10 protein-coding genes and 1 tRNA gene are annotated in these 12,621 nt (G+C 38.9%); 5 read left to right on the forward strand and 6 right to left on the reverse strand.

Translation table 11 applies throughout. From position 1 onward, the window contains the following. The first annotated feature begins 271 nt into the window (after positions 1-271). The 3 genes from DSM106972_RS05370 (at position 272) to DSM106972_RS05380 (ending at position 4,064) form a co-directional block, all read left to right on the forward strand. On the forward strand, positions 272-607 hold the full coding sequence (locus tag DSM106972_RS05370; protein ID WP_019492689.1) for a ribbon-helix-helix domain-containing protein: 336 nt from the start codon (positions 272-274) through the stop codon (positions 605-607). 789 nt (positions 608-1,396) lie between these two features. Continuing rightward, positions 1,397-3,487 (forward strand): sensor histidine kinase, encoded by a 2,091-nt coding sequence (locus tag DSM106972_RS05375; protein WP_127079547.1) that lies wholly within the window; start codon positions 1,397-1,399, stop codon positions 3,485-3,487. After that, positions 3,471-4,064: an SRPBCC family protein gene (locus tag DSM106972_RS05380; protein WP_127079549.1), complete on the forward strand. Its 594-nt coding sequence runs from the start codon at positions 3,471-3,473 to the stop codon at positions 4,062-4,064. The genes DSM106972_RS05375 and DSM106972_RS05380 overlap by 17 nt, the downstream gene beginning before the upstream one ends. A 96-nt stretch (positions 4,065-4,160) precedes the next feature. Here the strand turns inward: DSM106972_RS05380 and DSM106972_RS05385 are convergent. Then, a tRNA-Glu gene (locus DSM106972_RS05385) sits at positions 4,161-4,233 on the reverse strand. 327 nt (positions 4,234-4,560) lie between these two features. On the opposite strand from DSM106972_RS05385, the gene DSM106972_RS05390 reads away from it, so the two are divergent. After that, a complete protein-coding gene (locus DSM106972_RS05390; protein ID WP_127079551.1) occupies positions 4,561-6,489 on the forward strand; it encodes a cation:proton antiporter in 1,929 nt (642 codons plus the stop codon). Between the two features lie 48 nt (positions 6,490-6,537). On the opposite strand, the gene DSM106972_RS05395 is transcribed toward DSM106972_RS05390, so the two are convergent. Continuing rightward, a complete protein-coding gene (locus DSM106972_RS05395; RefSeq protein WP_127079553.1) occupies positions 6,538-7,185 on the reverse strand; it encodes a cytochrome b N-terminal domain-containing protein in 648 nt (215 codons plus the stop codon). Between the two features lie 601 nt (positions 7,186-7,786). Here DSM106972_RS05395 and DSM106972_RS05400 point away from each other — a divergent pair. Next, a complete protein-coding gene (locus tag DSM106972_RS05400) occupies positions 7,787-9,667 on the forward strand; it encodes a hypothetical protein (protein WP_127079555.1) in 1,881 nt (626 codons plus the stop codon). A gap of 81 nt (positions 9,668-9,748) precedes the next feature. Here the strand turns inward: DSM106972_RS05400 and DSM106972_RS05405 are convergent, their stop codons facing one another. From DSM106972_RS05405 to DSM106972_RS05420, 4 genes are all read right to left on the reverse strand, one after another. Further along, positions 9,749-10,090, reverse strand: coding sequence for a c-type cytochrome (locus DSM106972_RS05405; RefSeq protein ID WP_127079557.1), 342 nt, complete (start codon positions 10,088-10,090; stop codon positions 9,749-9,751). A gap of 290 nt (positions 10,091-10,380) precedes the next feature. Next, the gene (petE, locus tag DSM106972_RS05410; RefSeq protein WP_073619508.1) at positions 10,381-10,800 is read right to left on the reverse strand and encodes a plastocyanin; all 420 of its coding nucleotides are present in this window, start codon (positions 10,798-10,800) and stop codon (positions 10,381-10,383) included. A 307-nt stretch (positions 10,801-11,107) separates the two neighbouring features. Continuing rightward, positions 11,108-11,599: a photosystem II cytochrome c-550 gene (gene psbV, locus DSM106972_RS05415; RefSeq protein ID WP_127079560.1), complete on the reverse strand. Its 492-nt coding sequence runs from the start codon at positions 11,597-11,599 to the stop codon at positions 11,108-11,110. 132 nt (positions 11,600-11,731) lie between these two features. Further along, on the reverse strand, positions 11,732-12,565 hold the full coding sequence (locus DSM106972_RS05420) for a carbohydrate ABC transporter permease (RefSeq protein ID WP_019492698.1): 834 nt from the start codon (positions 12,563-12,565) through the stop codon (positions 11,732-11,734). Between the last annotated feature and the right edge of the window lie 56 nt (positions 12,566-12,621).

The following is a 12,621-nucleotide window of genomic DNA, read 5'->3' on the forward strand; positions in this document are numbered from 1 at the left end:
CTAAATCCAACATTTGACTAAATATGCTAATTCGGGCATATCCATAATCTCGATTACTATCTGTGTTCCGCTCCTGATATCTATGGGATGTGCCCATAAATAAATACTCCACCTCCACACACCATGATTCCCAATTTAGATGGGCGCCACAGCCGCGCGTAGAAGTAGAGTTTGGGGAAAAAGTAATCACAGAAAATTTCACCTATTGAACATTCCTATAAACATACTACACTTGTAATACTATCCTGTCTATACTTTTAAGGAGAAAATCATGCATACTATCGCTCGCACCCCAACCACCGATATGGAAGTTACCAGCATCCGTTTAGAGCGAGAACTCAAAGAGAAACTCAAAGACCTATCAGGGAATCAAGGATATCAGGCGCTTATTCGGGACATTTTATGGAATTACGTCCAGCAAAAATCAGGTGAGTGGAAACCGAGATTTTCGCGTACTGATATACGAGCTAGCATCGCCGCTACGGCACAGCAAGAAGAACGCTGCGTACTTACAGGTCAACTTATTCAACCACAACAACCTATGCTGCTGGGCTTGACAAGAAATGGCGAAATGGTACCGCTAAGTGCCGAGAGTTTAGCCGATTAGTATCGAAAACCCGCGCGCAGTCAGCAGTCTTTGATTCTACCAAGACTGCGCGCACCTTATTTTTATACGAAGAAATAATATTTAATTTAAGTTAATATTAGTTAATTAAATGTTTTTTTGGTCAATTTTCATTTATCCTATATAGCTCTAGGACTAATATACTTTTACTCAAGCAGAGGGCTACACACCTCTTGACATTCAATAGTCTTATATTTAACAAAGTAAGTGTAATGTTACACACAAGGAGTAAACCTATACCCTAATCTCTCTTAACCTATTCTTGAAATTCAGATAAATATTTTCTTGGTACCAAGGGTAAACACTGATTAGAATAAGCACTGATTAAAATTTATTAGCTTTATCATCAGCTTTACTTCGGGTCTCGACAATCCCTCCAACGGCACCACTGATCATAATGTTCCAAATATGCTCAGTACATTCTGTAATTCCTCAGTATTAACGCGGATATAGTTCACGAGTTACTCGTCTGAAATATAGCATAATTACGGTTTGTGTAGAGTTTTAGAAAGGATATTCTAAGTCAGAGTATGTAAGTCAAAAGCGTAAAACCTTTACTTCGATTCTCTTAAATTGAGTCACGATTATCTTTCACGCATTGTGGCCTTATATCTTTAATGCGTTTACCAAAAACGCTTATGATATTTTGTCATCTTGAAAAAAAGGGGCTATAACAGGTGAGAGAAAGTTTTATACGCTCATACATTTTCCAAAAGGGTGCAACAGACGATATAGGGTGAACCATATGTCAGGAGGGTGGTTAACAAGAAAATGGGTTCGATATTTAACAGCGCATCAGGGATGAAAAAGCGTTTTTCATCGCCTTTACAAGATTTAGACGAAATTGCCCGAATAAGTAATAACCCGTATACAAAGCTGATGCAGCAGTCAGAACAGCCAGTTCATCAACTGGCACAACAAATAAATCAAATCGTCGCCAATCATGCATCCTTTGGGTTCGATATGACGGGTCAAAAGCTCGCACCGTCAAGCGTCTCACCTATTTTAGACATGCTGCATTTGATTGCTCAGGTTCTAGGAGCTGCATTTGATGTAGATTGCTGCTTGGTAACGCTATTGGGTAAAGGAAGTGAACCAGTTAGCAACAGTTGGTTCAAAGAAGACCCCGAACAGTTAGCTGCATACTCTTCGGAGATGCTATCAATGGAACAGGTTAATTTGCCTGTTATTCAATGCGCGTCCGAAACATTGACAATCGATGATATTTCGACTATAGAGAAAAGTTTAATAGCTGGATTTCAAAATTTACATCTCAGTATTAAAACCGTTTTAGCTATTCCTATCAAGTTTGGTGGTCAGAAAAACGGTGTAGTTACCTTGGTCAAGTTACAGCAGCACGAGTGGGGCAATAGCGAAAAGCAAATGCTCAAAGACCTTGAACCTTCATGTGCTATTGCGTTTTCGGTTCTTCTTCAGCAGTTGGTTATTACTTCACAGCATCAATACGTTCAAACCTGTGCCCAACATCAAAGTTTAATTAAACAATTATCTATATTAGGTCGTAGCAACTTAGAATTAAACCAAACTCTTCAGCTTGTTATTACTTCTACTGCTGAAGCCCTTCAAGTTGACCGCGCTTTATTAATATTACTTAAATATACTGACCCTTTATTTAGAATTCGACAACGAAGACAAATTCCCAACGCTAAAGCCACTGTAAACTCTAAGTGGATAAACGAGGCTGAATTTCCTAATAGTACACAGCCGCAGTTAGATGATTATTTCATGACATCCGACTGTGGATTATGCCAGCGTATATTTACTGAGTCTGGTAAACCTATTATTATTAAAGATATTGCTGAAATTGCCGAAATTACAACTGCGGCGCCTTTATTTGAAGTATATAGATTACCAGCTATATTAATGATGCCTTTAGAAAGTCAAGGCAGAATATTAGGGTTTGTGGTGCTTCAACAAGCAGCACCACGGTCTTGGCAAACCGCAGAAACAAATATAGTCGAAATGGTTTGCGCGCAACTTAGCAACTCCATTATTCAATCTCAAACATTGCGGCAAGTGCAAACGCTAGTTGATGAACGCACAGCACAACTACAGCGAAGTTTAGAAGTACAAGCAAAATTGTACGAAAAAACACGTCAATACGTTGAACAGTTACGCGAACTCAATGAACTCAAAGACGAATTTTTGAGTAACATGAGCGATAGACTTCGCTATCCCCTCACCAACATGCGAATGGCAATGCGTAACTTACGACGACCGGAAATTAAACCCGAACGTCAAGCAATGTATCTTGATATTCTTGAACAAGAATGTGATAAAGAAATTAACTTGATTAACGACTTACTCACACTCCAAAAACTAGAGACACATTCCTCACGTCCACAGTTGGAAAAAATAGATTTAAATAATCGACTGCAAAGCTTAATCAGTCCGTTTGAGAAAAAGCTGTCTGAAAAAAATATCAGCATAAATGTTGAATTAACCGATATACCACTAACACTCGAAACCGAAATCGAAAGCTTTGATAGAATTCTTCAGGAATTACTTACTAATACAACTAAATATACTGAACCCGACACCACAGTTAATTTAAGAGTTAGCCAAACAGTTAAAGAGCAAATTGACCGGGTTATTATAGAAATTACTAATGTCGGACGTGGCATCTCACAAGAAGAAGCAACTTATATATTCGACAAATTCCGTCGTGGTCGAGGACGATGGACTCCCGGTACTGGTCTTGGACTCGCACTCGTCAAGTCCTTGGTGCAGCACTTAAATGGAGATATTGCTGTCACTAGCAATACTGTTGAGGGTTCTGACATGAGCGAAATTTGTTTTACTCTCAATTTGCCTCAATTTTCTGATGATATTAACTCATAACACTGAAACAGTGACTCAACAATACAACGCAGCATCCGAAGAGGATACGAATGACCATTACGAACAAGATATGGCACCTGAACCTGAATTGGAAGCCATTGAGGTAGTCGTCGAGAAAATTGCTGAACGCAGGCGCCAAATAACTGCTAAGGTAGAAATTTCACGACCACCAGAAATTGTTTGGAAGGTTTTGACTAATTACGAAGCACTACCTGAATTTGTTCCAAGTCTACATTCGAGTAAACGACTCGAACATCCACAACCTGGAGGTATTCGTGTTGAACAAATTGGTCGAGAACGGTTATTAAAGTTAAACTTCAATGCGCGTGTTGTCCTTGACTTATTCGAGTCCTTCCCTACAGAAATTAGTTTCCAAATGGTTGAAGGAGATTTTAAGGAATATTCGGGGAGCTGGGTATTACAACCGTGTGATAATGACCAATCAACTACTAATCTGTGCTATACCCTTACTGTCCATCCTAAACGCTTAATGCCTGTAAGCCTTATTGAACAACGCTTAGGCAAAGGTTTAAGAGTCAATTTACACGCTATTAAAAAGCATGTTGAATCTGAATAACATAATATATATATGGCGCCTCGAATGTGTGTGGCGCCTTTTTTTTTGTAAATAGCAGTAGAGACGCGATTAATCGCGTCTCTACATTTTTTGATATACCCCCAGGGGAATTCGAATCCCCGTTACCTCCGTGAAAGGGAGGTGTCCTAGGCCTCTAGACGATGGGGGCGCATTGGACTCAACAATATATAAATTAACGGTTTCTCTAAAAGATGTCAATACCTTTGGACAAAAAAAGTTTTGCAAGGCAATATGGTAGGGGACGAGAAAATGTCACTCACCAGAACGCGTGCGTAAAAGTTAGTACATTTATTACTCTTGAGAGTGTTACAGAGTTTCCACAGCAGATTAGCGTAAATATCGTAAGATAGTTAACTACATATGGAAATAAGTATCTATTTGGTAAAAATAGTTGGGTGTAATGTTCGCTGGCATAAGTTTAGTAACTACTATTCTTTACTCCAGATTTTGAAACCGTTCACTCAAAATCTATAACATGGAAGCATCTCTTGATATCACCCTTCAAATGGTGATTACCGTTATTGCCGGAATTGGCGCCCAGGTGTTGGCTGCTTACAGTCAGGTACCAAGCATTGTGTTTTTATTACTGTTCGGTATTTTATTAGGTTCAGATGTAATTGGGTTATTACATCCGCATGTTCTGGGTACCGGGTTAGAAGTGATTGTTGGCTTGGCAACCGCAATAATTTTATTTGAAGGTGGGCTGAATTTAGATTTGCGTGAATTGGGCAAAGTCTCCCTAACCTTACAACTACTCGTTACTCTAGGAACACTCATTACACTCGTGGGTGGAACTCTTGCTGCTCATTGGCTTGGCGAGTTTCCTTGGGCTATCGCGTTTCTGTACGCTTCTGTCATTGTAGTCACAGGTCCCACCGTCATTAGTCCTCTACTCAAACAAATCAACGTAGATAGGCAAGTTGCCACACTACTCGAAGGTGAGGGAGTTCTTATTGACCCAGTTGGCGCCATTTTGGCTTTCGTCGTTCTCGATACTATATTAGACGGCGAAGCTGACCCCAAAATCGCAATTATTGGTTTATTCGTCCGTCTTTCTATTGGAGCTTTAATTGGTGCCTTTGGTGGCTACTTAATGAGCTTAATCTTTAAGCACGCTAACTCTTTATCTTATGAACTCAAAAATCTTGTTGTCCTCGCTGTTCTATGGGGATTGTTTGTTTTAGCACAAACTATCCGTACTGAATCAGGAGTTATGACCACAGTCGTCGCTGGCGCCGTTTTTGCCAATTCATCAGTTCCAGAAGAACGGTTATTACGACGCTTTAAAGGACAACTCACAATTTTAAGCGTATCAGTTCTATTTATATTACTCGCCGCCGACTTATCTCTAAAAAGCGTATTTGCCCTTGGTTGGGGTAGTTTATTTACAGTTTTAGTACTAATGTTTGTAGTAAGACCGATTAATATTTTATGCTGTACTTGGAATAGTGACCTTAACTGGCGCCAAAAAATCTTTTTAAGTTGGATAGCACCAAGAGGAATTGTTTGTGCGTCGGTAGCTTCGTTATTTGCAATTTCTTTAACGCAGCATGGTGTTAACGGTGGAGAAGCAATCAAAGCGCTGGTTTTTTTGACAATTATTATGACTGTAGTTTGCCAAGGATTAACTGCTGGATGGGTGGCAAACTTTTTACAAATTACTTCCAAAGAAACGAAAGGAGCAGTAATTGTTGGCTGTAACCCTTTGAGCTTGTTAATTGCCCGTTTATTCCAGCAACGAGGTGAAAAAATTGTCATGATTGATACAGACCCCGAATCATGCCAAGCTGCTGAAGCTGAGAATTTACAAGTTATTGCGAGCAGTGCGCTTGATACAGGAGTGTTAGAAGAAGCTGGGTTGAGTTCAGTAGGTACTTTCTTGGCAATGACAAATAACGGTGAAGTGAATTATGTATTAGCACAACGCGCAGCAGAAGAATTTAATCCACCAAGGGTTTTAGCTGTTTTCCCACGTATCGCACAAATAAACGGTGCAACTAACCAAAAAGTCAGCCAAGCATTTATTCCAGAATTAACTATAAAGAATTGGAATGAGTACCTTAACGATGGGCAGGTCAAATTAGGAAAAACAACTTTGAACGAAGTCGATTTTAGTAACCAGCAAATACATTTACAAGCACTAATTAGAACAGGTGAATTAGTGCCATTATTATTTGAGCGTGATGATAATTTACAGGTAATACCCGCAGCACAAGAATGGGAAATTGGCGACAGAATTATTTACTTGCTGCATGACCCAAGACCAAATTTACTCAAGAGGTTGTCAGATGCTAAAGAGTCAACTCGTTTGACACTAACTAATCTCCCAGAAGTTGAAGAAGTACCACTTTCTAGACTAGCTCAACTTTCAGCAACTAACTTGCAACGGATAGAACGGATATAACGGATGACTTATTCGTTGTAAACAAAATTTATCCGTTACATCCGTTTATCATCCGTTGCCAACTTCTAACGCTTGTGGTTGTAATTCTGTAGCTTCGTTGGTGCTTGTTGCATACATTTCTTTTTCTTGCTTTAAGACACCAACTAAATGCACTATGGCAAATACGAGAGCAAAGACTGAAACAATATAGCTGTGTATTGTATATAGGTGCTGTACGGTTACGCTATCCGTTGCACCCCCACCAGTTAAAATATCACGTAGCAAATGACCAACGAGGGGTATTGATTCAATAGTGCCAAGTTCAATACTAAAGCGCCAGTAACCATCTTGAGTCCAACCCAAAATTATCGCAGTCCAATCAAGTCCAATTGCAGCTAAAGTCAAAAATATTCCGCTGACCCAAGCAATTAACCAACTCTTGCGGAATTGTCTGCTCAAAAACATTACTACGATTTGTACCAAACTCACAACTATCATGCCGTTGCCAGCAATGCTGTGCGCTTTATGGAATAACCATCCATACCCGACGGACGTATTTATTTTAGAAAGCGAAGTATATGCAGCACCTGCTCCAGGCTCATAGTAGAAAGATAACAAAATTCCTGTACTGGCGCCGATAAAAAACAAAGTCAGAAGTACTACAGATAATATAGTGCTTACTCGCCGTAAAGTCTTGTCGAATTGAGTGGTCAGCATAACGGTTGAAGATAATATGTATACTTTTATTACATTTTAACTAAGAAATGTTAAGATTTCCCAGAGTTTAAATCAAAAAGTAGACAAGTTCGGCAAAACACCAACATATATGATGGCGCCACTTTCTCAATATCCTGGTACGATAATTATGGGTAACACCAGATTGGTCAAAATTATAAAATTATAAATTGTACTGACTAGTACTATATGCGATTAATAGAGATAACAGTGTGAATGTGTATTTAGTGACACAAATAGTGAGATGGGAAACTCAAAATGTAGACTTTCGTCTAAATGAAAAAGGTGAAATCGTACATGTTTTGAGCAAAAGATGGTATTAAATAGCGATTAAAGTATATACAGTAAATAAAATTAAAATGAATTGATTTGCAAATGTAATTTATATACCAGAAAGTCGTGGATATAATACACATGATAAAAAAGATGAAGTATCGTTGAAGATTTAAGACTTTTCCTGTTATAGCTCCGTTTGTCAGGAAGTTATGATTTGTAGAGGTAATAATATAAGCTACGATATTTAACTTTAAACAATAAAATTGCTAGTCTATATAAACGGTCTTCTGAGTGAGTGAAAATTGCTATGTCTTATGCATCGTTTCTGAAAAATGTGCCAGAAATACTAAGTCAGCCAACTGGAATTGCTGCGTTAGCATCGCTTGGTATTCACGGTGCTATTGCATTTATACTGCCGTTAATGCCAGTTGAGTCTGCTAAAAGTAATAAGCAAGCAGCGACACCAACAAAGCCAATTGGTTTGTCGGAATTGAGCAGCAGTGAGCAAAGTCGCATTCCTCAAAAATTGCCAAATCAACCTGGTGTTCAATCACAACTGCCACCATTACCCAGTCAAATATCAGGACTTCCTGCACAGCAGCAAATTCCTTTAAACCTTAATGGCGCCCCAACAGGTTTACCTCCTTCACCTCCTCTCGGTTCTAGTAGTTCATTAGTGCTACCGGGTGGTTCTAATAGTTCGGCGTTTACACCTTTAGAAAGAGCTTCTGGGTTGAGCATTGCAGGACTACCAAGGGGAGGAAGTTCTGTACAGAGATTTCGTAATGACTTGTTTAAGACAGACACTTCAAGATTTAGTTCAGCACCAACGATGAGTTCTAGAGTTACACCAGAACTTTCATTGGGAAGAAATAATGCAGCAAGTCGGAACTATAACATTGGTGCTGGATATTCTGGGCAACAACTTCAAGCATCGCGTCCGTCTGGATTAAGTGAATTACCTGTATCGGCGCCAACAAATTTACCTGTATATCCACCAGCATTGCCACCGACAGACATGGCATCTCCACCAATGGGTAACACAGGTAATTACGGTAATAATTACGGTAACGTAAGCGCAGCACAGCCAGGAAACGAGCGAGTAGAACCAACAGGTGGGCAGTATATTGCCCCAATCGACCAAAATCAGACTGTAGGGAATCAGAAGTTTAATCTGGCGGCAGGTACACCCTTACCAACTTATCAGCCACAACCTGGTGGACCATTAGATAATTTAAATAGACCGACTAACATACCTGGAACAAGTGTGGCGCCAACTGGTGGTGCAACACAGCAAAATACCGATGACAAGCTTTCTGACGCAAGAATATTTGGGGATTTCAAAAAAGAATTTCCACAAGGAGAATTGCGGGCGCCTATTAATTTGACGATGGACACAGCGAAGCTTGATAGCAACGTGAAAGTTTCGTTGGTAATGGATGGAGAAAATAAAATTGCTGATTTGAAACTATTAGGTGATGCAGCAAAACTGCCATTTCCATCTCAACAAGCAATTCGCGAACGCTTACAGCAGTATTTTAAAGAAAATCCAACTTCTACAAGAGGCAAGGGTGCGCTATTCAGTTTTGTAGTTTCACCCGGTTCAGTAAATTCAACTCAACTGAGTAATAATAACGCACTGCAAAATAATCAAACCCCACTTGCGGCACCAACTGCAACAACCAATAACATTTTCAACCGTTTATCGGGTACGCAGCCAAATGCGAATCAAGCGGTTACGGCGCCCGTAGTTAATAACCCAACAGTTAATAGTTCAACTAATAGTTCAACTAATAGTCCAACAAACAATATAAATAGAACCACAAATTCAACCCAACTACCAGTATTACCTCCATCACTACCTGGGCCTCTAAAACCAGCAGGTGGAACGCTACCACAGGGACAACAAACAGTTTTACCGAAGTTGCCTTTACAAAAACCAGCTTCGACAACTGATTTACCTCAAACACTGCGTAATGTTCAGCCAGCACCCCAAGTGAAACCGAGTATAGCAGCTCGCGAAACGCAAGCTGATAATACAACATCTCAACCATCAAGAAATGCTTTAGTTACCAAATTACGTAATACTGAATCATCTACAGATGACAGTAAAATGTCTGTTATTGAGAAATTACGTAAAGTTAAACAAGAGCGTGAAAATGCAAACCGAGAAAATGCTAATCCATAAGTAAATCGATTTGACATTTAATAGTAAATAAAAGACGCGCACATTAAATGCACGTCTTTTATAAAAATTAAAGGTTGAATATTACCATCCTTGTTCGGCTTTTTGAAAAACATAAGCAGCGACTTCTAGAATTTCTTCCTCGTTCAACTTATTTTTAAAAGCAGGCATGGCGCCTTTGCCATTTTTGATTTGGTGTATAATTGCCTGTATTGATTCAGTATTATAATTATCTAAGTACTGAGATAAAGCTTCTTTGTGTAAAGTCTTATTGGCTATCAATATATTCCCACCACCAAGGTGACAAGAAGAACAATTATTTGTAAAAATTCTATCTCCGTTATTATCGGCAAATACTGGGCTTGTCCATGCGAAAGAAAGCAGTATTATTACTACTGCTAATAGTAGTTTATGAATAAATCTCAATTATCAATCTCCCTGTAAATTAGCATATAACTATAAATCAAGCACGATTATAACTATTCTAAAGTTGCAGCAAAGCTTTGCGGGAGTTGTATCAAACATTTTTGAGTAAATTTAAGCGTTTTTAATAATTACTAAGTATATTTACACGGCATAAAAGTTTAAGGTGGTTAGTTTGTCTTGCACGTAACTAAACAAACTAACCACCTTGATTTTAAGATTGCTCGATATCAAATTTATCGAGTTATTACCAAAAATACATGTGCCAAACGGCGCCGTTGTGTAATAGAGAATTATCCTTCAACGGTAATTTTACCAACCATGCCAGCACCACGGTGAGGTTCACAGTAAAAAGTATAATCACCAGCAGGAGCATCTGCGGGGAAAGTTGTTTCAGTTGACTGACCAGGGTTCATCATTAATTGTTTGTGAGATAATGCTTTTGCAAAATCAGCGCTTTTCGCAGCATTTTTGCTCGCATCAAACACAACGTTGTGGGGAGGCACTTTATTATTAACCCATTTAATGGTGTCACCAGGTTTGATTGTCACCTTGGCTGGCTCAAACGCTAGCATACCTTTATCGCTACCTAACTTAATCGTAACGGTCTCAGCTGAGGCGCCAGGTGCAAAAACAACAAAGCTGCTTACAACCAAAAATAATGTTACTGCTACCAAGCTAAAGCGTCGCAGAATTGCTGCTATAGACTTCATGGCTATCTCCTGAAAAATTACTTTATTCTTAATGTTCTTTCATTTTACGACGAAATACGACAGCTTGTCATATTTAATTTTTTGAGTTTTATATTACTAATTAGTATAGCTAATGTGTTAAATGATAAGTTTTACTTAGAAACCGGAAGAAACCTGGTTTCTTTATCGAGACTGAAATAAAAACAACGATTATGGGTAGAAACCAGGTTTCTGGTTTCTACAAAAAAGCAGAGGCGCCTTTGGAAGAAATATCTTCTTATCCTCTGCTGTATAAAGTTATATCTTATATAAACAGGCACAAGTAAAATTAGTAGTAAATTTTACCGCCGCCCCACTGAGAACCAACAATCTTGGGTTGTAGGAGGATATATCCAGCAATAGCTTCTAGGTCTTTGTCGGTAAGGTTCCGCATTTCAGTAAAGATATCAGCGCTTTTGGTGCTAGGGTGTAATTCAGAAATTTCTTCCTCACCATCGTATGTAGTAGGATTCTTCATATAATCCACCAAGCCACTAATACTATTGCGGTTAGGTGTGGCGCCTGCCAAAGCTTCTGGTTCTAAACCAACGTTTTGGTTAGTTTTAGTAACACCACCAGCATGACATTGGGCACAAGCATACTGAAATAGTCGTTTACCTTCTTTTATTTGTTTAAGACTGAGAACTGTGGTATCTCCCGCATCGTTAGCAGCTACGGTACGAACTTCTTTAGATAGTTCCACCGCATTAGCACTGCCGATAACAAATTGGAACGTTAGCAACACAGTTGCCACAAATATGCCAATAAATCTTTTTAACATCTTTCCCCTTAAAGATTTCGACGCTCAACACAGCTAGGTAATATGTCGCGCTCAATCTCAATTGAGCTACTGTTATACAAATATCATGAAGAGAGTGCAAATGGTCGCCAAAACTACAAAAGTGGTGAGTGGTTATCCTTTGCCACCTGTAAATGTGACACCTTGGATGAAGTAGCGGTTGAAGAAGGCATAAATACACAGTGCAGGTAGAGTGAATACCATTGATGCTGCCATGATATAGTTCCAGTAACTGATGTATTGACCTTTAAAGGTATTTAGACCTAGAGGCAATGTAAACATTTCTGGATTAAATAGAATCACTACGGGTAGTAAAAAATTATTCCAGCTACCCATAAATACAAATATCGTTTGGGCTGCGAGTGCGGGTTTTGCCAGTGGTAATACTATTCTCCGAAAAATACCAAATTGAGTTAACCCATCAAGGGCGCCTGCTTCTTCAAGTTCTTTAGGAAAATTAACAAAAAACTGCCGCATCATAAAGATGAATGTGGCATTAACCATACTTGGGACTATCATTCCTTGATAGGAATTTAGCCAACCAACAGCTTTTAATATCAAAAAAGTCGGGATAAGCGTTATTTGTAAGGGTACCGCTAGTACTGCCAGAATCAGCAAAAACCAAAATTGTTTACCTGCAAAGTTTAGTCTTGCTAAGGCATAACCTGCCATTGTGTTGAAAAGCAAGTTTAAGACTGTAACGCTGAATGCTATAAATATACTGTTGAACAACCAGCGAAAGAATAACGGCTGCTGGAAAAATATTTGCTTATAATTATCTAGGGTAAAGTTCTTGGGTAAAAAATTTGCTTCACCACTGCTAATTTCTGCAAGCGTTTTAAATGAAGCAGAAAGTGCCCATAAAAAAGGTATCAGCGTAATAACTGCATAGACTGTCAGCAGTACATATAACAATATTTTCCAGATTGAGATTTTTTGATTATCCATCTCCAAGCTATTGTTCTGCTGAGATAATATGAATATCGATGTGATTGAGTAAGCGC

The organism is Dulcicalothrix desertica PCC 7102, from assembly GCF_003991905.1.
Lineage (GTDB): Bacteria > Cyanobacteriota > Cyanobacteriia > Cyanobacteriales > Nostocaceae > Dulcicalothrix > Dulcicalothrix desertica.

What these genes read in the sequence shown, in the direction of transcription:
- DSM106972_RS05395 (WP_127079553.1), bottom strand. Translation starts at nt 7,185, where the DNA reads ATGCTGACCACTCAATTCGACAAGACTTTACGGCGAGTAAGCACTATA.
- DSM106972_RS05400 (WP_127079555.1), top strand. Translation starts at nt 7,787, where the DNA reads ATGTCTTATGCATCGTTTCTGAAAAATGTGCCAGAAATACTAAGTCAG.
- petE (WP_073619508.1), bottom strand. Translation starts at nt 10,800, where the DNA reads ATGAAGTCTATAGCAGCAATTCTGCGACGCTTTAGCTTGGTAGCAGTA.
- DSM106972_RS05370 (WP_019492689.1), top strand. Translation starts at nt 272, where the DNA reads ATGCATACTATCGCTCGCACCCCAACCACCGATATGGAAGTTACCAGC.
- DSM106972_RS05375 (WP_127079547.1), top strand. Translation starts at nt 1,397, where the DNA reads ATGGGTTCGATATTTAACAGCGCATCAGGGATGAAAAAGCGTTTTTCA.
- psbV (WP_127079560.1), bottom strand. Translation starts at nt 11,599, where the DNA reads ATGTTAAAAAGATTTATTGGCATATTTGTGGCAACTGTGTTGCTAACG.
- DSM106972_RS05420 (WP_019492698.1), bottom strand. Translation starts at nt 12,565, where the DNA reads ATGGATAATCAAAAAATCTCAATCTGGAAAATATTGTTATATGTACTG.
- DSM106972_RS05390 (WP_127079551.1), top strand. Translation starts at nt 4,561, where the DNA reads ATGGAAGCATCTCTTGATATCACCCTTCAAATGGTGATTACCGTTATT.
- DSM106972_RS05380 (WP_127079549.1), top strand. Translation starts at nt 3,471, where the DNA reads ATGATATTAACTCATAACACTGAAACAGTGACTCAACAATACAACGCA.